Here is a 26,871-nt window from a genome sequence, read left to right on the forward strand (position 1 = left end):
GCCACTTATTTTTGGTTAGTTTGGTTTGGTATAACCCCTGTGGCTTTTTAGTTTCAGGGGTTATTTTATGATATTAACTTCAGCATCAATCTTAATCTTAAACTTCTCTAATACAGCTTCTTGTATCTTTTTTGATAGATTTAAAATTTCTTTTCCTGTTGCTTTTCCGTAGTTAACTAATACTAGTGCTTGGTTTTTGTGCACGCCAGCATCGTCATATCTTTTTCCTTTAAATCCGCATTGTTCTATTAACCAGCCGGCAGGTATTTTGTAAGTATCGTCTGTCAATTTGTAAAATGGGGCTTCAGGATTATTTTGGATAAAGTTATCAAAAATAAATTTGTCTACTATTGGGTTCTTAAAGAAGCTACCGCTGTTTCCTAATTCAGCAGGATCTGGCAGCTTACTTTTTCTAATTGCTATAACGGCATTAGAAACATCTTTAATAGTAGGTTTTGTAATTTTATTGTTTAAAAGTTCGGCTTCTATAGCGCCATAAGATATTTTTAACTGATGATCTTTTCTTGACAATTTTAAAACTACAGAAGTAATTATGTACTTGCCTTTACCATCATTTTTAAAAAAAGAATCTCTGTAGCCAAAATTACAATCCTCTTTTGTAAAGTTGTGTAATTCTCCGCTAGAGATATGTAAAGCTTGGCAACTTTCAAAGTTATCTTTTAGCTCTACACCGTAAGCACCAATATTTTGTATAGGAGCAGTTCCTGTATTACCTGGAATAAGAGACATATTTTCTAATCCCCCATAATTATGCTCTATACACCAAAGTACTAGCTGGTGCCAATTTTCACCAGCCATTACTTTTAGCCAAACATTGTTATCATCTTCTTTGGTAACTTCTATACCTTTAAGAGCAATACGAATTACTAAAGCATCTATATCTTTAGTTAGTAACATATTACTGCCTCCACTAATAATAAACTTAGTAGGGTAGTTGGTTAAACTAACAGCTTCTTTAAGTTCGTTAATAGAAGTTACTTCACAAAAATATGTTGCCTTAGCATCTATGCCAAAGGTGTTGTACTCTTTTAATGATATGTTTTCTTTTATTTTCATTAACCTTTGTATACAGTTAATGCTTCTTTAATTATTTGTACAGCTCTTTTTAGTCGCTCTTTATCTAAGACATATGCAATTCTAATTTGATTTTTACCTAAGCCTTTAGTAGCGTAAAAGCCAGCAGCAGGAGCAACCATAACTGTTTCATTATTTACATTAAAATCTTCTAGTAACCATTGAGCAAAATGATCTGCATCTTTAACAGGTAATTCTGCTATGCAATAAAAAGCCCCTTGTGGTTTAGCAACGCGCACACCTTCTACTTTTTCTAATTCAGCTATTAGTATATTTCTACGTTCTACGTATTCTTCAATAACAGCTGTAAAGTAGCTTTGTGGTGTTTCTAAAGCTGCTTCACTTGCAATTTGTGCATATGTCGGTGGCGATAATCTTGCCTGAGCAAATTTAAGAGCTGTTTTTACAAGTTCTTTATTTTTAGAAACTAAACATCCAATACGAGCACCACACATACTGTATCTTTTAGAAACAGAATCTACTATAATAGCATTTTCATCTAAGCCTTCTTCTTGTAAAATAGAGTAGTGCTCTTTGCCATCATAAGTAAACTCTCTGTATACTTCATCAGCAATTAAAAATAGATTGTGTTTTTTTACAATTGCAGCTAATTTTTTAATTTCTTCTTTGCTATATAAATAACCAGTAGGATTACCTGGATTGCAAATTAAAATAGCCTTAGTTTTAGGTGTAATTAATTTTTCAAATTCCTCAATTGCAGGTAAAGCAAAGTTGTCTTCTATTTTAGAAACAACAGGAACTACGTTTACACCAGCTGCTGTGGCAAAACCATTATAGTTCGCGTAAAATGGTTCTGGTATAATAATTTCGTCTTCTGCATCTGCAATACTACCCATTACAAAAGCCAATGCTTCAGAGCCTCCAGTAGTTACAATAATGTCTTGAGCAGTAACTTCTATATTTTGCTTTTTATAATAAGCTGCTATTTTTTCTCTATAAGTTTCAGATCCTTCAGTTCTACTATATGCAATAACATCTAGTGTGTTATTTTTTACTGCATCTAGAGCAACTTGAGGTGTTTTAATATCTGGTTGTCCAATGTTTAAGTGAATAACCTCTATTCCTCTTTTTTTTGCATTTTCTGCAAATGGCACCAATTTGCGAATTGGTGATTCTGGCATTGCTAGCCCTTTTGTTGAAATTGACGGCATAAAAAAATATTTTTGGCAAAAATGAGAAATACAAGCATATAAAACAACATCATAATGCTTAATTTTCATCTATTTTAAGGTTGAAAATAAGGTCTTTAACATTTTTTTTTGTATTTTAAGTCAAGAAGGGTTATAAAACAGTACTTATGGCGCTAAGGATCTTAATTTTATGTGTGTTTTTTCCGTTTTTATCTGGAGCGCAAACTTTTGAGTTGCCAGAGGGGGAAAACTATGAAAAAATTAAATTTAAACTAATTAATAACCTTATTGTTATTCCAGCAAAGGTTAACGGAGTAGAGCTTTCATTTATTCTAGATACCGGAGTTAGTAAACCAATTCTTTTTAATATTGCTGACCATGATTCTGTAGATATTAAAAATGTATCAGAAATAACTATTAAAGGTTTGGGTGGAGGAGAGCCAATAAAAGCACTTAGCTCTAAAGGTAATTTATTTGAACTAAAATCTTTTAAAAACAGCAAACAGCAAACAGCAAATATATGTGGTGCTAGATAAAAGTTTAAATTTTTCGCCAAAACTAGGAGTGCCTATACACGGAATTGTAGGGTACGACTTTTTTAGAAATTATATTGTAGAGATTAATTACACAAATAGTTACTTGAAAATATGTAACCCGTTAAGATACAAGTATAAAAAAAATAAGAGATTAGAATCGCTTCCTTTGCAATTAGAACGAAAAAAAGCTTATTTAAATGCTTCAGCATTGTTAAAAGATACTAGTGTGCCTGTAAAATTGCTTATAGATACTGGTAGTAGTGATGCGGTTTGGCTTTTCGAAAATAAAATAAAAGGCATTGCAGTACCGCATAAATATTTTGGTGACTTTTTAGGAAAAGGGTTAAGTGGAGATATTTATGGTAAAAGAACCAAAATAGATCATTTAAAATTAGGAAGTTGTATTATAGAAAACACAAAAACAGCATTTCCAGATAGTATTTCTGTGCGTTACTTAGCTAAAAACGGAGAGCGTAATGGTACCATTGGTGGCGAAGTGTTAAAGCGTTTTAATTGGGTAATAGATTATCCAAACAAAAAAATATCTTTCAAAAAAAATTCGAACTATAAAAAGCCTTTTTGGTTTAGGACTAGCGGTATGGCTTTGCAGCACGGAGGAGTACGTTATGTAAAACAAAATAAATTAAATCAGGATAAAACGGTAAAAAGTGTAGATAGGAATGGGCTTGCCTCTGGTGTATCTATACAATTTGATAACGAGGTTGTAATTAGTTTGGTTCCGCAAATTATAGTGTCAGACTTAAGACAAGATAGTCCTGCGAAAAATGCAGGGTTAGAAGTTGGAGATGTTATTTTGGCAGTTAATAAAAAAGAAGCACATAAATATAAATTGCAAGAGCTAACGTATATGGTAGACGATTTACCGGGTAAAAAAGTTAGTATACTTATAGAGCGCAGAGGAGAAAGATTGCTCTTTAACTTAAGAATTACAAAATTATTTAAATAAAAAAAGACACTCGGTTAGAGTGTCTTTTTTTTGTACTATTAAGTATTGTTAGTTATTGTGCAACCGCTTTAGGTTCTACTAACTCTCCTTTTATTTTTAAAACCTTAGTTGGTGTATCCGCGTTAGAAATAACAGTTATAGCTTTTCTAATAGGACCAGCAGGTCTTTTTGTGTCATACTTTACTTCAATTACACCAGTTTTACCAGGCATAATAGGATCTTTCGGTTTTTTAGGAATAGTACACCCACAGCTAGAATTTACTTTGCTAATAATTAAGGGTGCATTACCAGTATTTGTAAATTCAAAAACTCTAACACCGTTTCCACCACGCTCAACTTTACCGTAATCTACCGTTTCTGTTTTAAATTCAATTTTGGCTTTCTTTTCTTGTGCACTTAGGTTAAATGCAAGTAGGCCTACAAATAATACTAATACTATTTTTTTCATCATTTTGGGTTTTAATTAAGGTCAAATATACTATTTACAATTCAACCTTTAAAAATTCTTTTGTTATGTAATAACGTTGCTTATTTTTGTTTCGTATTTAAACACAGTTAAAATCCTTTATTTTCTTTAAATTTGCGGCCTTTACTATTAAAATTAAATACTCAACGTTAAGAGTAATTCAAAAACTATACCAAAGAATGGAACTAGCATCAAAATACGACTCACAAAAATCTGAAAACCAATGGTATGACTATTGGTTAAAGCATAATTATTTTCATTCTACGCCAGATCATAGAGAACCATATACTATAGTTATACCTCCACCAAATGTTACGGGTATTCTACATATGGGCCATATGTTAAATAATACAATACAAGATGTTTTAATACGTAGAGCTCGTTTGCAAGGAAAAAATGCTTGTTGGGTTCCTGGTACAGACCATGCGTCTATTGCTACCGAGGCAAAAGTTGTTGCTAAGTTAAAAGAGCAAGGTATTAATAAAGCGGACTTATCTAGAGAAGAGTTTTTAAAACACGCTTGGGATTGGACAGATGAGTACGGTGGTGTTATCTTAGACCAACTAAAAAAATTAGGATGTTCTTGTGACTGGGAGCGTACTTCCTTTACTATGGACGACCATATGTCACAGTCTGTAATAAAAGTATTTGTAGACCTTTATAATAAAGGAAAAATATACAGGGGCTACCGTATGGTAAACTGGGATCCAGAGGCACAAACTACATTGTCTGATGAAGAAGTAATACACGAAGAAAAACAAGGAAACCTTTATTATATTAATTATAAAATTGAAGGTTCTAATGATACGTTAACTATTGCAACTACACGTCCTGAGACTATTTTTGGTGATACGGCAATTTGTATTAATCCTAACGATGAGCGTTTTACTCATTTAAAAGGTAAAAAAGCAATAGTGCCAATTGTAAATAGAGTTATACCTATTATAGAAGATGAGTATGTAGATTTAGAATTTGGTACTGGATGTTTAAAAGTTACACCAGCACATGATGTAAACGATAAAAACCTTGGAGACAAGCATAACTTAGAGGTAATAGATATATTTAATGCAGATGCAACTTTAAATAGTTTTGGTTTGCATTATGAAGGTAAAGATAGGTTTGTTGTACGTAAAGAGATTTCTAAAGAGTTAGAGGAAAAAGGATTTTTAATTAAAACGGAACAACATTTAAATAAGGTTGGTACATCAGAACGTACAAAAGCTGTTATAGAACCAAGATTATCAGATCAGTGGTTTTTAAAAATGGAAGAATTAGCTAAGCCCGCTATAGAAGCCGTTTTAGGTGAAAACGCAGAGGTTAAATTATTCCCTAAAAAATTTGAAAATACATACCGTCACTGGATGGAGAATATTCGTGATTGGAATATTTCTCGTCAATTATGGTGGGGACAACAAATACCAGCTTATTATTTTGGGGATGGTGCAGACGATTTTGTAGTAGCAGAAAATAAAGATGAGGCTTTAAAGTTAGCTCAAGAAAAATCAGGGAATGCGACCTTAAAAATAGAAGACCTTCGTCAAGATGAAGATGCATTGGATACTTGGTTCTCTTCTTGGTTATGGCCAATGAGTGTATTTAATGGTATTCTAGAGCCAGAAAACGAAGAAATTAAATATTACTACCCAACAAATGATTTAGTTACAGGTCCAGATATTTTATTTTTTTGGGTAGCCCGTATGATAGTTGCTGGGTACGAGTATAAAGATCAAAAACCTTTTGAGAATGTTTATTTAACAGGTTTAGTTAGAGATAAGCAAAGACGTAAAATGTCTAAATCTCTAGGGAACTCTCCTGATGCTTTAAAGTTAATTGAAGAGTACGGGGCAGATGGTGTTAGAGTAGGGCTTTTATTAAGTTCTGCTGCTGGTAACGATTTAATGTTTGATGAAGCGCTTTGTCAGCAAGGAAAAAACTTTGCGAATAAGATATGGAATGGCTTTAGATTGATAAAAGGTTGGGAAGTTCAAGACTTACCACAACCAGAAGCTTCAAAAATTGGATTAGAATGGTATAATGCTAAGTTTAATATAACAGTAGCAGAGATTGAAGATCATTTTAGTAAATATCGTATTTCTGACGCTTTAATGTCTATTTATAAATTGGTTTGGGACGATTATAGTTCTTGGTTGCTAGAAATAGTAAAACCTGCATACCAACAACCAATAGATAGAACAACATACAATGCTTTAATTTCTGTTTTTGAAGAGAATTTAAAATTATTGCATCCATTTATGCCTTTCTTAACTGAAGAGATTTGGCAGCATATTGCAGATCGTACTCCAGAGCAAGCTTTGGTTGTGGCGCAATGGCCAGTACCAAAAAAGATAGATGAAACTATTATTTCTAATTTTAATTTTGCTGCTGAAGTTGTTTCTGGTATTAGAACAATAAGAAAAAAGAAAAATATTCCAATGAAAGAAGCTTTAGAGTTATCTGTATTAGATGCAGAGAATGTTTCTAAAGATTGGGATGTAATTATCTCTAAGCTTACTAATGTTTCTTCAATTTCTTACACAGATGCGGCTGTAGATGGCGCACTTTCTTTTAGAGTAAAATCTAATGAATATTTTATTCCTATGGTTGGCGCTATTGATATAGAAGCTGAGATTAAAAAAATAGAAGAGGAATTAAAGTATACTAAAGGATTTTTAATTTCTGTACAAAAGAAATTAAGTAACGAGCGTTTTGTGAGCAATGCACCAGATAAAGTGATTGAAATAGAACGTAATAAGCAGTCAGATGCTGAGGCTAAAATTGAAACTTTAGAAAAGAGTTTAAAAGGTTTACAATAGATCTTTTAGATTACTTAAAATATAAAAAAGCTACTCTAAATAGAGTAGCTTTTTTTATACTTATATTTTGATTTTACCTTCTTACGGGTTTTTGCAACACTTTTTTTAGAGTCCTTTAAAAACATAGCATAGTAAAAAAAATAAAAAGGATGCTTCTAAGCTAAAATTACTGCTACATTTTTGTTACCAACAGCATATAGAGGCACTCCCTATTCTAAACTATTTAGTAGCTGTAAGTTCGCAAATTTTCACAATTACTTCTACGGCTTTTTCCATACTCTCTACGGGAACATACTCGTACTTACCGTGAAAATTATGTCCGCCAGCAAAAATATTAGGGCAAGGCAATCCCATATAGCTTAATTGTGAACCATCTGTACCCCCACGAATAGGTTTTATAATAGGTACAATATTTAATGCTTCCATAGCTTCTTTTGCCGTTTCTACAATGTGGTAAACAGGCATAACTTTTTCTTTCATATTAAAGTATTGGTCTTTAATAGAAATCTCTATACAGTTGTTGTATTTTTCGTTTAGCTTAAAAATGATTGTTTCTAAAGCTTTTTTGCGATCCTCAAAAGAGCTTCTATCGTGGTCACGGATTATTAAACCTAATTCGGCATTTTCAATTTCACCTGTAATAGTATGTATATGATAAAAACCTTCTCTGCCAGATGTTTGTTCTGGAACTTCGTTTTTAGGTAAGGCCGCCATAATTTCTTGAGCAATACCTATGGCATTTATCATTTTACCTTTAGCGTAGCCAGGATGTACACTTTTACCTTGAATTTTAATTTTGGCACCTGCAGCATTAAAGTTTTCATACTCTAACTCGCCAATTTGACTTCCATCCATAGTATATGCCCATTCTGCACCAAATTTTTCAACATCAAACTTGTGTGCGCCACGTCCAATTTCTTCATCTGGTGTAAAACCAACTCTAATTTTACCGTGTTTTACTTCTGGATGTGCAACTAAATATTCCATAGCTGTCATTATTTCTGTAATTCCAGCTTTATCATCTGCTCCTAAAAGAGTAGTGCCGTCTGTGGTAACAAGAGTCTGACCTTTGTATTGTATTAAATCTTCAAAATAATCAGGAGATAGAATAATGTTTTTTTCAGCATTTAAAACAATATCCTTACCGTCGTAATTTCTAATTATTTGTGGGTTTACGTTTGTTCCAGAAAAATCTGGAGTCGTATCAAAATGCGCAACAAAGCCAATTGTAGGTACCTCTTTATCTACATTGCTCGGTAAAGTGGCCATTATATAGGCATTTTCGTCTATAGTAACATCTTGCATTCCTATTTCCTTAAGCTCTGTAACTAATTTGTTAGCTAAATCCCATTGTTTAGTTGTGCTTGGAGTAGTGTTAGAACTGGCATCGCTTTGCGTATCAATCTTAACATAACTTAAAAATCTATCTAGAATATCTTGCATGAGTTTAATTTTTACTCAAAAATACAGTTTATTTCGTTTTTTAAATAGATTTTGAGCACTGTATTTTAGTTATAAAAATTATAAAAACTGTTAATAAAAAGCAATGTTAAAATAGTTCTACTTCTCAGTAGTTTGTATTTTTGCCAAAAGTTTAAAAATCTATGTACAAAGTAATTATTAGGCCCTTATTTTTCTCAATGGATCCAGAAAAGGTGCACCATTTATCTTTTTCCTTGATCAAGTTTTTTTCTAAAATAGGTTTTGGAGGTTTGTTTAGAGCTATGTACATGATAGAGGATAAACGTTTAGAGAAAGAAGTTTTTGGAATAAAGTTTAAAAACCCTGTAGGTTTAGCTGCTGGTTTTGATAAAGATGCTAAGATTTTTAAAGAACTTTCTAATTTTGGATTTGGTTTTATAGAGATAGGAACTTTAACACCTAAACCACAATCTGGAAATCCTAAAAAAAGATTGTTTAGATTAAAAGCAGATAGTGCTATTGTTAATCGTATGGGTTTTAATAATGGTGGTGTTTTAGAAGCTGTAGAACGTTTAAAGGCACAACACAATGTTTTAATTGGTGGTAACATTGGTAAAAACAAGATTACACCTAATGATGGTGCTGTAGAAGACTATTTAATTTGTTTTGAAGCGTTATACGCTCACGTAGATTATTTTGTTGTAAATGTAAGTTCTCCAAACACCCCTGGTTTAAGAGAGTTACAAGATAAAGAACCGTTAACAAATCTGCTTAATGCACTTGTTACTGAAAACAAAAAATACGTTACTCAAAAAGGCGTAAAAGCTAAGCCTATACTGTTAAAAATTGCTCCAGACTTAACAGACGATCAGTTAACAGATATTATAGATATAGTTGCAATTACAAAGATTGATGGTGTTATAGCAACAAATACAACAATAGAACGTAACAATTTAAAATCTCCAGAAAGTGTTACTAAAGAAAATGGCGGTTTAAGTGGTAAGCCACTTGCAAACAGAAGTACAGAAGTTATTCGTTTTTTATCAGAAAAAAGCAATAAAGCATTTCCTATTATTGGAGTAGGAGGTATACATTCTGAAAAAGATGCTTTAGAAAAATTAGATGCAGGAGCTGACTTAATACAAATTTGGACAGGTTTTATTTATGAAGGACCTGGACTTGTAAAAAGAATAAATAAAGCTATTTTGGCTAGGAGTTAATTAGACCAATAATCTAAAACAAAAACGTCTTCTAAAATAGGGTTTAATAAAGAGCCAAAAGCTTTATGATCTGGGTGAGGTAAATAAGTAGCTCTGTCTTTTTCATTTTTAAATGTAACAAAAAAGCAATGTGTAAAACCTTTACTTAGACCTTCTGGACTATTATTTAATCCCCACTCATAACTCATTATTTGCGGAATTTTAGAAGGTAATGCACTAAATGCTTTTTCTACAGCGGCTATTTGTTCTTTTGTAGCATCTGGTTTAAATTTAAAAATAACTACGTGTCTTAGGACGCTATCTTGTTTTTGCATTAAAATTTTGTTTGGTACAGTAGAGTCTATGTTGTCTTTTGGCTTGTTAGCATAACAAGTTATACTAAGACTAATAAAAACAAGGATTAATAAATTTTTCATTACGGACTAATTTTACTGAAAGATATAAAAATTAGAAGGGGTAGTTCTTTAAAATTTGTATTTTTCATTCTTAAAAATTTTTAAAATTGAATTACGATATACTTATAGCCTTTATTTCTGCAACGGCATTACTAGCTTTTTTTCCTGGACCAGATAACGTTTATGTGTTAACACAGAGTTTGGTAAATGGTAAAAAATCTGGTCTAGCTACTGTCGCAGGTCTAATGACGGGCTGCTTGGTGCATACTACGCTTTTGGCTTTTGGTGTATCTGCTATAATTAAAGCTAATGATAATCTGTTTTTAGGCATAAAAATTTTTGGAGCACTGTATCTTTTTTTTATTGCATATAAAGTTTATAAGAGTGATGCTAGCCTTATAGTATCTAATGGTAATGCACCTAAAAAGAGTGTGTCTGCACTTTTTAGACAAGGTTTTATAATGAATGTATTAAACCCTAAAGTGGCATTGTTCTTTTTGGCCTTTTTCCCTGGTTTTTTATTTAGCGATAGTATTAGTACGGTTATTCAGTTTTATACTTTAGGCTTTCTATTTATGTTTGTCTCTTTCGTAATTTTTGGGCTAATAGCAGTTTTGGCAGGTTCTATATCTAGTTACATTACTAAAAATGAAAAAGTTGGCTTCATTTTTAAATGGCTACAAATTGTTGTTTTTATAGGGTTAGGAATTTATATCCTTTTATCGGATAAATAATAGTAATTTTGGAGAAGTCAACAATTAATTTATGTCTGCTACAGTTAAAATAACGGAGTGCCCTAGAGATGCTATGCAAGGAATAAAATCTTTTATTCCAACAGAGTTAAAGGTAAAATACATACAGTCTTTACTAGATTGTGGTTTTGACACCATAGACTTTGGTAGTTTTGTGTCACCCAAGGCAATACCGCAAATGGTAGATACGGCAGAGGTTTTAGCAAGCTTAGACTTATCTAGAACTCAAAGTAAATTATTGTCCATAGTTGCAAATGTACGCGGTGCACAAGATGCTAGTAAGCACAAAGAAATAAACTATTTAGGATACCCATTTTCTATTTCAGAAAATTTTCAAATGCGTAATACGCATAAAACAATTGCACAATCTGTAGAAACACTAAAAGAGATTTTAGATATTGCCAATAGGGCAGATAAAGAGGTCGTCACCTATATTTCTATGGGATTTGGTAATCCTTATGGTGATCCTTGGAATGTAGAGATCGTAGGTGAGTGGACAGAGAAATTGTCTAATATGGGAGTTAGTATTATCTCATTGTCAGACACAGTTGGCTCATCTACACCAGATGTTATAGATTATTTATTCTCTAATTTAATTCCTAAATACCCAGACATAAAATTTGGAGCACATTTACACACAACACCAACCAAATGGCAAGAGAAAATTGCTGCTGCTTACAATGCAGGTTGTGTTAGGTTTGATGGTGCAATACAAGGTTTTGGAGGTTGTCCTATGGCAAAAGACGATTTAACGGGTAATATGCCAACAGAAAAAATGCTCTCTTATTTTACTGCAGAAAAAGTAGATACCAATGTGAATTGGATGGTCTTTGAGGCAGCGTACAATAAAGCTACAGAGTTATTTTCTAAGTTTCATTAATTAATTTTTTGATTGATTTTATTACTGAGATTTTTTTGTTAAAAATACTTTATTTTTATTTATTCTAAATAAATATTGTTTTATAAAGATCTATTAAAGATATTTGTAAAAAAAAATAATTAAACATTTTTAATATGAAGTTAAATAGAGTTTTCGTTGGTTTATTTGTAGCAAGTGCAATTTTTACATCTTGTTCTTCAGATGATAATGGAGATGATACATCAGGAGAAAAAAACGTAGTAGCACCTGCTACTTACGTTTTTGAAAATAATGGACAGAGTTCTGTAGATTTTGGTGGTCAAACTACTAGAATTCAAATGGGGCAAGAGTTTATATCTGCTCTTAAAGACAACAGTAAAACAGAAGCTGAGTTAGATGCAATGTTTGCTCATGAAGAGGGTGCGGCAGATTTTTCTGATGCAGATTTAAATAGTTCAGGAAAAAGTATTCGTAGTAAAGTAGCTGCATCTGCAGACTATTTTTCAGCAAACGCTACAGCTTCTATAGCAATAAAGGAGCAGTTAGATTTATGGATTAGTGAACAAGTTACAGATGTTTTTCCTAATTGGGATGTAGATGCTGTTGCAGGTAGTGCTGGTAAAATACAACAAGCAGGTGGTGGTTCTACAAGATATGTAAACGGAAAAGGTTTAGAATATAACCAAGCAATTGCAAAATCTATTATAGGTGGTTTAATGGTAGACCAAATGTTAAACAACTATTTAAGTACTGCTGTTTTAGATGAAGCAACAAATAAAGCAGATAATGATGCAGGTACATTGGTAGATGGTAAAAACTATACAAATATGGAGCATAAGTGGGATGAAGCTTATGGGTATTTATACGGTAATGAAGACACTCCTGCTACTCCAGAATTAGGAAAGGATAGTTTTTTAAATGAATATTTAGGTAAAGTTGAAGAGGATTCAGATTTTGCAGGAATTGCTAATGATGTTTACAAAGCATTTAAATTAGGTAGAGCTGCAATTGTGGCAAAAGATTATACACTTAGAGATAAACAAGTAGAAATTATTAGAGAAAATATTTCTAAAGTAATAGCTATTCGTGGAGTTCATTATCTTCAATCTGGAAAAGAGAATCTTGTAAATGATAAAGCATCTGCTTTTCACGGTTTATCTGAAGCTTTTGGATTTGTTAATAGTTTGCGTTTTACAAGAGACATTATTACAGATTCTCCAATTTTATCTTCTGAAAAAATTGATGGCTTTATGGATACTTTAATGGCTGATAATGGTTTTTGGGATGTTACGCCGGCTACATTAGATATGATTTCTGATGAAATTTCTGCTGCGTATGGTTTTACTAAAGAACAAGCTGCAAATTAGAAGTATGTATAGCTAAACAGCTGATTTTAAAAAAGTAGTTATAAATAGTTATTTTATGACTACTTTTTTTTATTTTTGCCTTTTATTTAGAATAAATAAAATTAAGGAAAATGAAGAAAGTAGTATTTATTTTATTAGTAGCATTAGTATTTAATGCTTGTAGTAGCTCATCAGATGATGGGTCTGATTTGCCAGCAGGAGGAAAAGATGACTTTAAAAGAGGTGATTTATTAGTAAATGTTGCTGATAATATTATTATTCCTGCTTATGAAGATTTATCTTCTAAACTGGATGATTTTGAAGTTGAAAAAAATAAGTTTGTAGCTACACCATCAGAAGCAAACTTAGTTACATTAAGAGAAAAATGGTTATCTGCATACAAGGTTTGGCAATCTGTAGAGTTATTCAATATAGGTAAAGCGGAAGAAATTAACTATGGTTTTCAAATGAACATCTACCCAACTACGGTAGAGGATATAGAAAGCAATGTTGCTTCTGGAACTTATGATTTAACTCACCCTAATAATAATGATGCAGTTGGTTTTCCTGCTCTAGACTATTTATTAAATGGGGTAGCAGATACAGACGCAGAGATAGTAGCAAAATATACAAATACAACGTCTGGAGCTGGATATAAGACTTATTTATCTGACTTGGTTAACCAAATGAATACATTAACCGATACTGTATTAAACGACTGGAAAAATGGGTTTAGAGATACTTTTGTTGCAAGCACAGAAAATACAGCAACAAGCTCATTTAACAAGCTAGCAAATGATTTTGTTTTCTATTTTGAAAAAGGATTAAGAGCTAATAAAGTAGGTATTCCAGCAGGTGTTTTTTCTACGGATCCGTTACCAACTAAAGTAGAGGCGTTTTATAATAATGATGTTTCAAAAGAATTGTTAGTAGAAGCTTTAAGTAGTGTTAAAGACTTTTTTAACGGTAATGCATATAATGCAACTACATCTGGTTTAGGTTTTTCAGATTACTTAGATTATTTAAATAATATTACAAAGGGTGAAGATTTAAAAACCATAATAAATACAGGTATAGACACGGCTAATGCTACTACTCTAAATTTAAATGCAAGTCTTTCTAAACAAGTAGAAACAGATAATGTTAAAATGACTGAAGCTTATGATACTTTACAAAAGGTTGTTGTTTTAATAAAAGTAGATATGTTGCAAGCTTTTAGCGTAAGCGTAGACTATACTGATGCTGACGGAGATTAACGCAATAAAAAATTAATAATTAAAGATTCTCTAAAGTGTTTAGAGAATCTTTTTTTGTGTTTATATGGTAAGTAATTTTAAAACATATTTAAATAAAATTAGTCACGCTGCTCCGTTGGTGGTGTTTAGGATATGTTTTGGGTTATTAATGCTTCAAAGTATTGTTAGGTTTTGGTCAAAAGGGTGGATTTATGACCTTTACATTCAACCTAAATTTCACTTCACATATTATAATTTTGAGTGGGTTAAACCTTTAGGCAATTATACCTATATTCTCTTTGTAATTTGTGCTATATCGGCAATTTTAATAGTTATTGGATATAAATATAGATTAGCAGTTTTTTTATTCTTTATAAGCTTTACTTATATAGAATTAATGGATAAAACTAGTTACTTAAATCATTATTATTTTGTTAGTGTTTTAAGTTTTTTAATGTTTTTTATACCTGCAAATGCATATTTTTCTGTAGATGCTTTGGTTAGGAAAAAAGCATTTAAATACGTTCCTAGTTATACTATAGACAGTATTAAACTTTTGTTAGCCATAGTATACTTTTATGCAGGTTTAGCAAAAATCAATTCAGATTGGCTTTTTAGAGCTATGCCTCTAAAAATATGGCTGCCCTCTAAGTATGATATTCCTTTTATAGGTAATTCTTTGTTGCAACAAGAATGGATGCACTATTTTATGAGTTGGTCAGGAATGTTGTATGATCTTTTTATTCCCTTTTTACTGCTTTATAAAAGAACAAGAATCCTAGCCTTTGTTGCTGTTGTTGTTTTTCATTTGTTTACAAGAATATTGTTTCCAATTGGGATGTTCCCGTATATAATGATTGTAAGTAGTCTTATCTTTTTTAGTGATAACTTTCACATCAAAATTATCAACTACTTAAGAAAAATTATTTCTAAGTTACCTATTGCTATAGATAAAAATATAGCTATTGTAAAAGACCAAAATGTATTCTCTATTAATAAAAAGAGATTAACATTAGGAGTTTTAGCTGTGTTTTTTACCATTCAGTTATTACTGCCATTTAGGTATTTACTATATCCTGGAGAACTTTTTTGGACAGAGGAAGGATACCGTTTTTCTTGGCGTGTAATGCTTATGGAGAAAATGGGTTACGCTAATTTTAAAATTGTAGATAGTAAAACTAAAAAGCAATTTTATGTAAAAAATGCAGACTTTTTAACTCCTTTTCAGGAAAAACAAATGAGCACTCAGCCAGATTTTATTGTGCAATATGCACATTATTTGGGAGATCATTTTAAAAAACAAAACCATAAAAACATTCAGGTTTTTGTAGAGAGTTATGTTGCATTTAATGGCAGATTAAGCAGACCGTATATAAATCCTAAGGTAGATTTATATAAAGAAAAAGATTTATTAAAACACAAAACGTGGATTTTACCATTTAACGATGAAATTAAAGGATTTTAAAATAGTAGTACTACTTATATTTTGTAACGCATCTCTTTATGCTCAGTATAAAGTTTCAGGAACCGTTACATCTAAAGAAAATAACATACCTATAAATGGTGTAGAAATTTATAACAAAGCCAAGGGTAAGCTTTCTGTGACTAATGATAAGGGTTACTATGAATTTACTACATACGAGAAACAATTAGAAATTGTATTTTTTTCTTATGAATATAACATAGAAGAGGAAATAGTAAATTTGGCAGGTGATATAGTATTAAACAAACAACTATCTGCAGTAGAAATAGAATTAACTGAAGTTGAAGTTGTAGCAAGAAAAGCCCAGATTTTTAATTTAAAGCGGTTAGAAGATGTTGTAGGTACATCCATATATGCAGGTAAAAAAACAGAGGTTGTTTTGGTAAGTGAGTCTGTAGCAAATTTAGCATCTAACAATGCTAGGCAAATATATAGCCAAGTTGTTGGTTTAAATATTTTTCAGAATGATGACGCAGGTTTGCAATTAAACATTGGAGGTAGAGGATTAGATCCTAATAGAACATCTAACTTTAATACAAGACAAAATGGGTATGATATTAGTGCAGATGTTCTAGGATATCCAGAGAGTTATTATACACCACCAGCAGAGGCTTTAGAAGAAATTCAGATTATAAGAGGTGCTGCTTCTTTACAGTACGGAACGCAGTTTGGCGGACTGGTTAATTTTATCACTAAAAAGCCAAATCCGACTAAAGAAATAGAAGTTTTAACCAGAAATACTATAGGTAGCAACAATTTATATACAAATTATACTAGCGTAAACGGAACCAAAAATAAGGTTAGTTATTACGCAAGTTTTAACTTTAAAGAAGGAGACGGTTTTAGGCCAAACTCACACTTTAACTCTAAAAATGCATTTTTACATTTAGGATATCAGTTAAATGCTAAAACTAAATTAGAAGCAGAAATAACGTATTTAGACTATTTAGCTCAGCAAGCAGGTGGTTTAACAGATGCTATGTTTGCCGTAAACCCATACCAAAGTAATAGAGCAAGAAACTGGTTTGCTGTAAATTGGTTATTGTATAACATACAGCTAAAACATAAGTTTACAGAGAATGCAAGTTTGTCGTTTAGCTTTTTTGGATTAAATGCATCTAGAGATGCGTTAGGTTTTAGAACCAATAGAGTAGACCAAGTAGATACAAACGAAGAAAGAGATTTAATAACTGGTGACTTTAAAAACTTTGGGTTTGAAACTAAGTTTTTAAACAAATACAGTTTATTTGGTAAAAAGGCAACCTACTTGGTAGGAGCTAAATTTTATAAAGCAAATAATACATCTGTACAAGGGCCCGGAACAAATGGTAGTGGTGCTAATTTTTCATCAGCAATAAGTGATTATCCCAATTATCCATCACAGTCAAATTATAAAAACCCAAATTTAAATGTTGCTTTTTTTGCTGAAAATATACTTTATATAAAAGATAATTGGTCTGTTACACCAGGTGTGCGTGTAGAATATATAAAAACAGAAAGTGATGGCTTCTTTAAAAATATAAATACTGATGCTGCAGGTAATGTTATTTTAAATGAAACAGTAGAAAGTAGTGACAGTAATACACGTTCTTTTGTATTATTTGGTCTTGGTTCTAGTTATAAGCTAAATAGCTACGTAGAAATTTACGGTAATGCATCTCAAAACTATAGGTCGGTAACATTTTCAGATTTAAATATTGTGAATCCTTCTTTTAGAATAGGAGATTTGTCTGATGAAAAAGGATATACCTTAGATCTTGGTTTTAGAGGCAATTATAAAAACTATATCTCTTATGATGCTGGTGTTTTTGGTCTTTTATATAATGATAGAATAGGGCTAGTAACAAAGGCATTAGATGATGGTAGTGTAGTGCAAGAAAGAACCAATGTGGGTGATGCACGTATTGTAGGAGTAGAGTCTTTAGTAGATTTTAATTTGAAAAAAATTTTGAAAATGAATAGTAATTTTAGTTTTAACTACTTTATTAATTCATCTATAATAAATTCTGAATATACAAAGTCAGAACAAAACGGAATTAAAGGTAAAAGTGTAGAGTTTGTACCAGATTTTAATTTTAAAACAGGTATAAAATTTGGGTATAAAAACGTATTATCTAGCATACAATACACAAGTTTAACAGAGCAGTTTACAGATGCTACCAACTCTAGAGAAGCTAGTTTAAGTGGTGTTAATGGTGTTTTACCAGAGTACAATGTTTTAGATGTTTCTTTATCATACACCTACAAGTTTTTAAAGTTAGAAACAGGAATTAATAATGTATTAGATAATGAATATTTTACAAGAAGAGCAACAGGGTATCCAGGACCGGGTATTATACCTTCTTCAAACAGAAATTATTACGCTACATTACAAGTAAAATTTTAATTTTTATAATGACCTACAACGGATTACTACGTACTTTTCCATCAGAAATAAAACTATTTATAGGAGCCTTTGTGGTTATTTTATCTATTGGTTTTTATACTGGGCTGCTGTTTATTAATGAAACTACAGAGTCTACCCCAGAAGGTATAGAAGAAAGCTACTTAGGAAATGAGCAGGACGAAGATGCAGAGGTAATGAAGTTTAAGAAAAGCAAACGAGAAATGCTTACTACTGTCCATACACATATACTGTCTATGTCCTTTATTTTTTTCTTATTGGGTGGTTTGGTATGGCTTACAAAGCTTCCTAAAAAACTAAAGTTGTTTTTAACAGTAGAACCCTTTTTATCCGTAATTCTAACCTTTGGAGGCATTTATATACTCTGGTCTGGTATGCTTTGGATGAAATACGTTGTTATGGTTTCTGGTATGTTAATGACACTTACTTTTACTATATCCGTATTGGTTGTTTTATTACAATTATTTAAAAAGGAAACTACAATATAGATTTTACCGTATAGTTTAGTAGATTTATACTACTATGCGCTACTTTTTCACCCTTACTCTTTTTTTATTTTTTTTTGAAGGCTCTGCTGCGGAATGGAAGAACCTAAAAGAATATGAACAACAGACAGGAAAAACAACATTTGCTCCACAAGATTGGTTAACTCAAGATAGATTAAAGAATACTTCTGTTTGGCAAGAGGCAAATAGCTTCAACCTAGAAAATAATTTATTTTTAGAATATCAAACTATAGTAGAAAGAAGAGATTTTTATAAATGGTATGCGTTGTCTGTAGAAGAAAAAGGACATAAAGTTGTTTGGCCAAGAATGGCACACTTTATATCTTCAAAATTAAGTTTAACCACTCGTTTTCCTTACAATATAGTGGCGAGAAAAGATGTTGTTTTATTGTCTAAAAAAGGTAGTAAAAAAGTATTTAATTCAGCTTTTCCAAGTATGCTTAAATTGTATACAAGATCTAAAACTTTAACCAAGGCAGAGAGTCTTGCTTGGGATAAAGATATTTTGTACAAGGAGCAGTACTTATGGATAGAGAACATTTATGCAGAAATGAATATTAAAACCTTAAAAAGGTTAGAGCGTATAGCAAAAGGAAAATTCCTATATGGTTTGGTTGTTCCTAATACTATTAGATTTAAAGGAGACTTAACTAATCCTAAAGACAGGTATGCGTATGCTACCGAAACGTTAAGAAAACATTGTAAAAACTCTTATTGGTAAAAATAAGGCTGTTTAGATTTATAAATTGTATATTTGCACGCAATTAATCTCTAATTGCTATGCAAGCTCACCTAAATAAAATTGTAGGAGAAGGTCTAACTTACGACGACGTACTCTTAGTTCCCGCTTTTTCAGAAGTACTTCCAAGAGAAGTAAGTATAAAAGCAAAATTCACTAGAAACATAACTATAAATGTACCAATTGTCTCTGCGGCGATGGATACCGTTACAGAATCTCGTATGGCTATTGCTATGGCGCAAGAAGGCGGTATTGGCGTGTTACATAAGAATATGACTATAGCAGAACAAGCTGCTAAAGTGCGTAAAGTAAAGCGTGCAGAAAGTGGTATGATTATAGATCCGGTAACTTTACCCTTAAATTCCGTTGTTGGCGATGCAAAGGCTAATATGAAAGAATTTAGTATTGGCGGTATTCCTATAGTAGATGACGCTGGTAAGTTAATTGGTATTGTAACCAATAGAGATCTTCGTTTTGAAAAAAATAACGACAGACCAATCTCTGAGGTAATGACTACTAAAAACCTGGTAACTGTTAGTGAAGGTACTTCTTTAGCGCAAGCAGAGGATATATTACAAGAAAATAAAATTGAAAAATTACCAGTTGTAGATAAGAACTACAAGTTGGTTGGTTTAATTACGTTTAGAGATATTACAAAACTTACATTAAAGCCAATTGCAAATAAAGATACTTACGGTAGATTAAGGGTAGCTGCTGCTTTAGGAGTTACTGCAGATGCTGTAGAACGTGCAGAAGCTTTAGTAAATGCAGGTGTAGATGCTGTTGTTATAGATACAGCTCACGGACATACAAAAGGTGTGGTTACTGTATTGAAGGAGGTAAAAAAGAGATTTCCAGGTTTAGATGTTATAGTAGGTAATATTGCAACTGCAGAAGCTGCTAAATATTTAGTAGAAGCGGGTGCAGATGCGGTTAAAGTAGGTATTGGACCAGGATCTATTTGTACAACAAGAGTTGTTGCAGGTGTTGGTTTTCCTCAGTTTTCTGCTGTTTTGGAAGTTGCCGCAGCTATAAAAGGTAGTGGTGTTCCTGTAATTGCAGATGGTGGTATTAGATATACAGGTGACATACCTAAAGCAATTGCTGCTGGTGCAGATACTGTAATGTTAGGTTCTTTATTGGCTGGTACAAAAGAATCTCCAGGAGAAACTATTATTTACGAAGGAAGAAAATTTAAGTCGTACCGTGGTATGGGGTCTGTAGAAGCTATGAAGCAAGGTAGTAAAGACCGTTATTTTCAAGATGTAGAAGATGATATTAAAAAATTAGTACCAGAAGGTATTGTAGGTCGCGTACCTTACAAGGGTGAGTTATACGAAAGTATTCACCAGTTTGTTGGTGGTTTGCGTGCAGGTATGGGGTACTGTGGGGCTAAGGATATAGATACTTTAAAGGAGACAGGTAAATTTGTAAAAATTACTGCTAGTGGTATTAATGAGAGTCACCCTCATGATGTTACTATTACTAAAGAATCTCCTAATTATAGCAGATAAATTTTAGTTTATAGGATATAAATGCGGCATAGCTTTAAAAGTTATGCCACATTTTTTTTGTGTTATTTTTAATTTGTATTCTTATTAATCGTAATATTGCAATAAACAAATGAAGTTATGGGTTTAGCCAAAACAGAGATATTTACAGAAGACCAAAATCAGATAGCAATTTATGCTAAAGCCTTTAGTCATCCTGCGCGTGTAGCTATTCTTCAACATTTATTTAAAATTAATACCTGTATTTGTGGTGATTTAGTTGGACTTATTGGTTTGGCGCAACCAACCATTTCTCAGCATTTAAAAGAACTAAAATTATTAGGCTTAATAAAAGGTAATGTAGAAGGTACTAGTGTTTGTTACTGTATACATCCAGAAAATTGGACAAAAATGAAAGCTGTAATGAATCAGTTTTTAGATCAAGATTTAGAAATAGACAACGGTTGTTGTTAAGTATAATTTAAAATAAAATTAATATGAAATTATCAGAAGTAAAAGCAAATTTAAACAGTTTAGATAAAATTGCATTTCAATTACCTAATGGTGATTTAGTGCCTAATCACTTTCACGTAACAGAAGTAGGTAAGGTTACAAAAAACTTTATTGATTGTGGTGGTACAGTTAGAAATGAAGAAGTTGTTAATTTTCAGTTATGGAATGAAAATGATTATGATCACAGATTGCATCCTGAGAAATTAGTAAACATCATAGAGTTGTCTGAAAAGGTTTTAGGTATTCCAGACTTAGAGGTAGAAGTAGAGTATCAAGGAGATACTATTGGTAAATACGGATTAGATTTTGATGGGACTAACTTTTTGCTAACATCTAAATTAACAGATTGTTTGGCAAAAGATAAATGTGGTATTCCAGAAAAAAAAGAAAAACTACAATTGTCTACAATACAAGCATCTGGTACTAGTTGCGAACCAAATTCTGGATGTTGTTAGACTTGAATAATTAAATATTTTATAATGATTTTTGAAGAAATTAGTTCCTTTATCGGTGATTTAAAAAACGTTGTGGTTAGTGATGAGCGTAAAGCAATATTACAACCATTGGTAGATTTTGTGCAAGCTAAAGTAGAAAAAGGTGAAGAAGTACGTTTAAACTTTATCTGTACGCACAACTCTAGAAGAAGTCATTTGTCTCAAGTTTGGGCGCAAACAATGGCTGCTCATTTTGCGATTAAAAATGTGGTATGTTATTCTGGAGGTACAGAAGCTACTGCACTTTTTCCTATGGTAGCAAAAACGTTAACTACTACAGGTTTTAAAATTGAAAAGTTAGCAGACACCAACAACCCAGTGTACAGTATTAAATACGCAGCAAATGCGCATCCAATTATTGGTTTTTCTAAAAAGTATGATGATGGTTTTAATCCAACCTCAGAATTTGCAGCAATAATGACGTGTTCACAGGCAGATGGTGGTTGTCCTTTTATAGCAGGAGCAGAGAAGCGTGTTCCTATAACTTTTGAAGATCCAAAGGTTTTTGATGGCACACCACAACAAGCTGAAAAATACCAAGAGAGAAGTGAGCAAATAGCTTCAGAAATGTTTTATTTATTTTCAAATATTAAGAAATAATGGCTGGCAAAAAATTAAGTTTTTTAGATAGTTACCTAACCTTGTGGATTTTTATAGCAATGATTTTAGGTGTGGGTATAGGTTATTTTATGCCTAATTTCCCTGAAATTATAGATTCTTTTAGCGTTGGCACAACAAATATTCCTATTGCTATTGGGTTAATTATAATGATGTATCCTCCGTTAGCAAAGGTGAACTATGCACTACTACCAAAGGTTTTTAAAAATACAAAAATACTATCTATCTCTTTAATTCTAAATTGGATAATTGGACCTGTATTAATGTTCTTTTTGGCTATTCTCTTTTTACAAGATTATCCAGAGTATATGGTTGGACTTATTTTAATTGGTTTGGCACGTTGTATAGCAATGGTTCTTGTTTGGAACGATTTAGCAGAGGGTAGTAGTGAGTACGGAGCTGGTTTAGTAGCTTTAAATAGTATTTTTCAGGTATTTGCATATAGTTTTTATGCGTGGCTGTTTATTACTGTTTTACCTCCTTACTTTGGGTTTGAAGGCGCTATTGTAGATATATCTGTAGGGGCTATTGCAGAGAGTGTTGCTATTTATTTAGGATTGCCTTTTTTATTGGGAATTTTAAGTAGACTAATTCTTGTGAAAATAAAAGGAGAAGAGTGGTACAACACTAAGTTTATACCAAGTATTTCACCACTTACGTTAATAGCTTTACTTTTTACAATAGTTTTAATGTTTTCTTTAAAAGGAGAATTAATAGTAGAGATTCCTATGGATGTTGTAATTATTGCAATACCATTATTAATCTACTTTACACTAATGTTTATTATTGGCTTTTTTGTAACAAAAGCATCAGGCGCTAGTTATGATAAAACAACGGCAGTGGCTTTTACGGCAGCAGGTAATAATTTTGAATTGGCAATAGCAGTAGCAATTGCAGTTTTTGGATTAAATTCTGGTCAGGCTTTTGCAGGCGTTATTGGGCCATTAGTAGAGGTTCCTGCTTTAATACTCTTGGTTAGAGTATCTTTTTGGTTAAGAAAAAAGTATTTTACTAAAGCATAAAATAGAGGCTAAAACTATATTTTACGTAACTTAGTATTTAAATTAAATGAAGATGAAAAACGTTTTTTTAGTATCGGTTTTGATTATTTTTTTTGCTTCTTGTATAGAGCCAAAAGAAACTACTACTGCAAGTACAGTAGACTGGAATAAAAGAAGCGTAGATTATAGAGTATCAGACTCTTTAAACCTTGGTAAAACATATTTATCTGTATACTCACAAGTATATAGTCAGTCTGAGCATACAACGCATGATTTAACCGCAACAATAAATATGCGAAATACAAGTAATACAGATACGTTGTATATTTTGCAAGCGGAATATTACAATACAGCGGGTAAGTCTATTCGTAATTATAACAAAAAGCCAATATATATAGCACCTATGGAGAGTGTTGCCATTGTTATAGATGAACACAATATAGAAGGGGGTACAGGTGGTAATTTTATTTTTGATTGGAAAATAGCGAAAGAAACTAGTGCTCCACTTTTTGAAGGTGTTTTTATATCTACAAAAGGGCAGCAAGGATTGTCTTTTGTTACTCAAGGTAAAACCCTGGAATAAACTTTTAAAAAGTATAAAATTATAGTAAAAAAAAAGCGTTCTAAATTAATTTAGAGCGCTTTTTTATGTTGTAAAGTATCTGTTATTCAGCTTTAGTATCGTATTCTGCCCATTTTTTGGTTTTATGTATATCCTCTCCAAAATACTTTGCTATTTTTAAAAATGGCGTCGGTTTCTGGTATCCCGGAACAGGAGAAAGCATTTGCTGTTTTTCATCTAAGAAAATAGTTGTTGGGTAACTCATTTTACCTTGCATTAATGCAGCAGCAAACTCGTGGTAGCCACTTCTTCCTGAGGCAACAAATTTATAAGTTTGTCCTTTGTATTCTAAAGGTTCTTTACGCTCACCATCTAGCTTTACCATATAATAATTTTTAGCCATATATGTAGCTACTTCTGGGTTCTGGAATGTATCTGCATCCATTTTTTTACACCATCCACACCAGTCGGTATAAACATCTATAAACATTTTTTTAGGTGCTTTATCAGTATTTGCTAGTTCAACAGCTTCTTCCCAGCTTAACCACTTTACCTCTTGGGCATTAGTTGCAAAAGAAGTAAATGCTAAAAAAAGTATAGCACAAATTTTTATGGTGTGTAAAGATTTTAATTTCATAGTAGATATTTTGTTTTTAGTCCATCAACCTTAACAAAGCTAACGAAAAATTAGAGTATTTATTTTATTAAAATATTAAACACCCTGTTTATAGGGAATAGTTTTAGCAGAAAATGGTGTGTTTTACGGTGAATAATCAGCTTAATTTTGCATTGTAATACAAGTTTAACACAAGTTAATATAATGAATATACAAAAACTTTTTCCGTCTTTATTGGTAGAAACTCCAAGAGTTATTCTAGATAAAATTATTGAGCATAATGCAGTAGAGAATCAAAAAAATAGAGCAGTAGTTTCTTTACATTTAAGTTCGGGTGTTTACTTAGAAGGGACTCCGATTAAAATAAATACAGAAAATAATATTCTAGTACTTATTTCTGGAGAAGAAATTAGTTATTTGCAAATGGCGCAAATAGACTGTTTACGTATTGTTAACTTTACACGTTTTGTAGATATTTTAACTGATGGGACTTATTTTGAAGTTAAAGATGAATTGGTGCCAACACCTTTAGAATTAAAAAGAAGACAAAAAGAAATTGAGGAGTATTTAAAAAATACATTTGGCGTTACATTAGTAAACACAGCTTTAGAAGAGGTAAAAGATTCTAAAATTGAAAAATTCCAAATGCAGCAGTTCTTTTCAAACTTAATGCAGAGTTTAAAAAATATTGGAGGTTATAAAGAAGGTAAAGAAGCATTAGAAGTTGTTAATGTATTAACTATAGCATCTACAACCAATAAATTAAATGTAAAGAAGAATACAGAAGGAAATTTAGAGTTAGAAGTTAATTTTAAAGAAAAATTTGAAGTCGATTTTAATAAACAATTAGAAAATAAGTTAGAAGATAGTTTGTAAGTTTATCCTCTTTTAAAAGGCAAAAGCCACTGTTTTATACAGTGGCTTTTTCTTTTTTAGTTTCCTTTTTAGAAAAAAGGTCCTTAACGTCTACTTGGTTTTTTATTAAGTCATCAAAAGTTTCGCGTTCTCGTATTAAAATGGCTTCCCCTTTGTGCCATAAAACTTCTGGTGGTCTAAATCTAGAATTGTAGTTGCTTGCCATTGTAAAACAATAGGCACCAGCATTATGAAAAGCTAAAATATCACCTTCAGATATTTCGTTAATTCTGCGGTTGCTGGCAAAAGTATCTGTTTCACAGATGTAACCAACAACAGAGTAGTAGCGTTCTCTTCCTTTAGGGTTAGATATATTTATTATTTTATGAGATGATCCGTAAAGCATTGGCCTTATTAAGTGGTTAAAACCAGAATCTATACTAGCAAACACAGTAGATGTAGTTTGTTTTACTACGTTTACTTTTGCTAAAAAGAATCCAGATTCACTCACAAGAAACTTACCAGGTTCAAATGCAAGAGTTAATTCTTTGCCGTATTCTTTACAAAACGAGTTAAACTTAGAACTTAATTTTTTTCCTAATTCTTCAATATTTGTTTCAATATCGCCTTCTTTATAAGGAACCTTAAAACCACTACCAAAATCTATGAAATCTAAATTTTTAAAATTCTTAGCCGTTTCAAAAAGTATTTCAGACGCATATAAGAAAACATCAATATCTAAAATATCACTACCAGTATGCATGTGTATACCGTTAATATTCATTTTAGTAAGCTCTACAATTCGTAATAAATGTGGAATCTGATGAATGCTAATACCAAATTTAGAATCTATATGACCTACAGATATATTAGAATTACCACCTGCCATAACGTGTGGGTTAATTCTAATACAAACAGGTACATTTGGGTGTTTGCCACCAAATTGTTCTAGTACAGATAAGTTATCTATGTTTATACGTACACCTAAAGCAGCAGCCTTTTCTATTTCTTCTAAAGAGACGCCGTTTGGAGTAAATATTATAGACTCCGGTTTAAAGCCTGCAAGTAAACCCAATTCTACTTCTTGAATAGAAACGGTATCTAGACCACTACCTAAAGAATTCATTAAACGCAATATAGATATATTAGATAAAGCCTTAGCAGCGTAGTTTAATTGTAACTTTTTTACGCCTTTAAACGCGTTGGTAAGTCTTTGGTATTGGGAAATTATTTTTTCCGAATCATAAACATAAACGGGATCGCCGTATGTTTTTGCAATCTTCAATAAATCGGATGCCTGCATAGTATATAATTTTTTTACAAAACTAAGATA

At 31.8% G+C, this 26,871-nt stretch carries 26 protein-coding genes; 19 read left to right on the top strand and 7 right to left on the bottom strand.

Features of this window, described 5'->3' with window-relative positions; all coding sequences use genetic code 11:
• Positions 1-60: 60 nt before the first annotated feature.
• A complete protein-coding gene (gene murB / locus M4I21_RS09360) occupies positions 61-1,077 on the bottom strand; it encodes a UDP-N-acetylmuramate dehydrogenase (RefSeq protein ID WP_249558862.1) in 1,017 nt (338 codons plus the stop codon).
• On the bottom strand, positions 1,077-2,267 hold the full coding sequence (locus M4I21_RS09365) for a pyridoxal phosphate-dependent aminotransferase (RefSeq protein WP_249558863.1): 1,191 nt from the start codon (positions 2,265-2,267) through the stop codon (positions 1,077-1,079). The genes murB and M4I21_RS09365 overlap by 1 nt, the downstream gene beginning before the upstream one ends.
• 146 nt (positions 2,268-2,413) lie before the next feature.
• On the opposite strand from M4I21_RS09365, the gene M4I21_RS09370 reads away from it, so the two are divergent.
• Positions 2,414-2,782, top strand: a complete 369-nt coding sequence (locus M4I21_RS09370; protein ID WP_249558864.1) for an aspartyl protease family protein — start codon at positions 2,414-2,416, stop codon at positions 2,780-2,782.
• The gene (locus tag M4I21_RS18650; RefSeq protein WP_249558865.1) at positions 2,769-3,749 is read left to right on the top strand and encodes a PDZ domain-containing protein; all 981 of its coding nucleotides are present in this window, start codon (positions 2,769-2,771) and stop codon (positions 3,747-3,749) included. Before M4I21_RS09370 ends, M4I21_RS18650 begins: the two co-directional genes overlap by 14 nt.
• 52 nt (positions 3,750-3,801) lie before the next feature.
• On the opposite strand, the gene M4I21_RS09380 is transcribed toward M4I21_RS18650, so the two are convergent.
• Positions 3,802-4,200, bottom strand: coding sequence for a DUF1573 domain-containing protein (locus tag M4I21_RS09380; RefSeq protein WP_502798716.1), 399 nt, complete (start codon positions 4,198-4,200; stop codon positions 3,802-3,804).
• A 194-nt stretch (positions 4,201-4,394) separates the two neighbouring features.
• Here M4I21_RS09380 and M4I21_RS09385 point away from each other — a divergent pair, with 194 nt between their 5' ends.
• Positions 4,395-7,028, top strand: a complete 2,634-nt coding sequence (locus tag M4I21_RS09385; protein ID WP_249558866.1) for a valine--tRNA ligase — start codon at positions 4,395-4,397, stop codon at positions 7,026-7,028.
• Positions 7,029-7,247: 219 nt separating this feature from the next.
• Here M4I21_RS09385 and pepT read toward each other — a convergent pair whose 3' ends face one another.
• On the bottom strand, positions 7,248-8,471 hold the full coding sequence (gene pepT, locus M4I21_RS09390) for a peptidase T (protein WP_249558868.1): 1,224 nt from the start codon (positions 8,469-8,471) through the stop codon (positions 7,248-7,250).
• 161 nt (positions 8,472-8,632) lie between these two features.
• Here pepT and M4I21_RS09395 point away from each other — a divergent pair, with 161 nt between their 5' ends.
• On the top strand, positions 8,633-9,670 hold the full coding sequence (locus M4I21_RS09395; RefSeq protein WP_249558869.1) for a quinone-dependent dihydroorotate dehydrogenase: 1,038 nt from the start codon (positions 8,633-8,635) through the stop codon (positions 9,668-9,670).
• Here M4I21_RS09395 and M4I21_RS09400 read toward each other — a convergent pair.
• Entirely contained in the window at positions 9,667-10,086 is a 420-nt protein-coding gene (locus tag M4I21_RS09400; protein ID WP_249558871.1) for a Dabb family protein, read from the bottom strand. The two genes, M4I21_RS09395 and M4I21_RS09400, sit on opposite strands and share 4 nt — an antisense overlap.
• A gap of 86 nt (positions 10,087-10,172) precedes the next feature.
• On the opposite strand from M4I21_RS09400, the gene M4I21_RS09405 reads away from it, so the two are divergent.
• The 14 genes from M4I21_RS09405 to M4I21_RS09470 all read left to right on the top strand — a co-directional run bounded on the left by M4I21_RS09405 (position 10,173) and on the right by M4I21_RS09470 (position 24,088).
• The gene (locus tag M4I21_RS09405) at positions 10,173-10,799 is read left to right on the top strand and encodes a LysE family translocator (RefSeq protein WP_249558872.1); all 627 of its coding nucleotides are present in this window, start codon (positions 10,173-10,175) and stop codon (positions 10,797-10,799) included.
• Positions 10,800-10,830: 31 nt separating this feature from the next.
• Positions 10,831-11,697: a hydroxymethylglutaryl-CoA lyase gene (locus M4I21_RS09410; RefSeq protein ID WP_249558873.1), complete on the top strand. Its 867-nt coding sequence runs from the start codon at positions 10,831-10,833 to the stop codon at positions 11,695-11,697.
• Positions 11,698-11,831: 134 nt separating this feature from the next.
• The gene (locus tag M4I21_RS09415; protein ID WP_249558874.1) at positions 11,832-13,043 is read left to right on the top strand and encodes a DUF4856 domain-containing protein; all 1,212 of its coding nucleotides are present in this window, start codon (positions 11,832-11,834) and stop codon (positions 13,041-13,043) included.
• A gap of 110 nt (positions 13,044-13,153) precedes the next feature.
• Positions 13,154-14,278: an imelysin family protein gene (locus tag M4I21_RS09420; RefSeq protein ID WP_249558875.1), complete on the top strand. Its 1,125-nt coding sequence runs from the start codon at positions 13,154-13,156 to the stop codon at positions 14,276-14,278.
• Positions 14,279-14,342: 64 nt separating this feature from the next.
• The gene (locus M4I21_RS09425; RefSeq protein ID WP_249558876.1) at positions 14,343-15,722 is read left to right on the top strand and encodes an HTTM domain-containing protein; all 1,380 of its coding nucleotides are present in this window, start codon (positions 14,343-14,345) and stop codon (positions 15,720-15,722) included.
• Entirely contained in the window at positions 15,703-18,126 is a 2,424-nt protein-coding gene (locus tag M4I21_RS09430) for a TonB-dependent receptor domain-containing protein (RefSeq protein ID WP_249558877.1), read from the top strand. Before M4I21_RS09425 ends, M4I21_RS09430 begins: the two co-directional genes overlap by 20 nt.
• Before the next feature lie 8 nt (positions 18,127-18,134).
• Complete coding sequence (locus M4I21_RS09435; RefSeq protein ID WP_249558878.1) at positions 18,135-18,632, top strand: Aq_1264-related membrane protein; 498 nt, start codon at positions 18,135-18,137, stop codon at positions 18,630-18,632.
• A 34-nt stretch (positions 18,633-18,666) separates the two neighbouring features.
• A complete protein-coding gene (locus M4I21_RS09440) occupies positions 18,667-19,371 on the top strand; it encodes an Insecticidal toxin complex protein (protein ID WP_249558879.1) in 705 nt (234 codons plus the stop codon).
• 59 nt (positions 19,372-19,430) lie between these two features.
• Entirely contained in the window at positions 19,431-20,903 is a 1,473-nt protein-coding gene (guaB, locus tag M4I21_RS09445) for an IMP dehydrogenase (RefSeq protein WP_249558881.1), read from the top strand.
• A 117-nt stretch (positions 20,904-21,020) separates the two neighbouring features.
• A complete protein-coding gene (locus M4I21_RS09450; RefSeq protein ID WP_249558883.1) occupies positions 21,021-21,353 on the top strand; it encodes an ArsR/SmtB family transcription factor in 333 nt (110 codons plus the stop codon).
• Between the two features lie 23 nt (positions 21,354-21,376).
• Positions 21,377-21,847: a DUF6428 family protein gene (locus M4I21_RS09455; RefSeq protein ID WP_249558884.1), complete on the top strand. Its 471-nt coding sequence runs from the start codon at positions 21,377-21,379 to the stop codon at positions 21,845-21,847.
• Between the two features lie 24 nt (positions 21,848-21,871).
• Entirely contained in the window at positions 21,872-22,486 is a 615-nt protein-coding gene (locus M4I21_RS09460; RefSeq protein WP_249558885.1) for an arsenate-mycothiol transferase ArsC, read from the top strand.
• A complete protein-coding gene (arsB, locus tag M4I21_RS09465) occupies positions 22,486-23,526 on the top strand; it encodes an ACR3 family arsenite efflux transporter (protein WP_249558886.1) in 1,041 nt (346 codons plus the stop codon). The genes M4I21_RS09460 and arsB overlap by 1 nt, the downstream gene beginning before the upstream one ends.
• A gap of 52 nt (positions 23,527-23,578) precedes the next feature.
• Positions 23,579-24,088: a DUF3124 domain-containing protein gene (locus tag M4I21_RS09470; protein WP_249558887.1), complete on the top strand. Its 510-nt coding sequence runs from the start codon at positions 23,579-23,581 to the stop codon at positions 24,086-24,088.
• Positions 24,089-24,170: 82 nt separating this feature from the next.
• Here the strand turns inward: M4I21_RS09470 and M4I21_RS09475 are convergent, their stop codons facing one another.
• Positions 24,171-24,704: a thioredoxin family protein gene (locus tag M4I21_RS09475; RefSeq protein ID WP_249558888.1), complete on the bottom strand. Its 534-nt coding sequence runs from the start codon at positions 24,702-24,704 to the stop codon at positions 24,171-24,173.
• Positions 24,705-24,887: 183 nt separating this feature from the next.
• Between M4I21_RS09475 and M4I21_RS09480 the strand changes: the two genes are divergently transcribed.
• The gene (locus M4I21_RS09480; RefSeq protein WP_249558889.1) at positions 24,888-25,559 is read left to right on the top strand and encodes a hypothetical protein; all 672 of its coding nucleotides are present in this window, start codon (positions 24,888-24,890) and stop codon (positions 25,557-25,559) included.
• A gap of 34 nt (positions 25,560-25,593) precedes the next feature.
• On the opposite strand, the gene lysA is transcribed toward M4I21_RS09480, so the two are convergent.
• Positions 25,594-26,841: a diaminopimelate decarboxylase gene (gene lysA, locus M4I21_RS09485; protein ID WP_072302727.1), complete on the bottom strand. Its 1,248-nt coding sequence runs from the start codon at positions 26,839-26,841 to the stop codon at positions 25,594-25,596.
• Positions 26,842-26,871 lie beyond the last annotated feature (30 nt).

Source organism: Cellulophaga sp. 20_2_10 (genome assembly GCF_023476645.1).
Taxonomy (GTDB): Bacteria; Bacteroidota; Bacteroidia; order Flavobacteriales; family Flavobacteriaceae; genus Cellulophaga.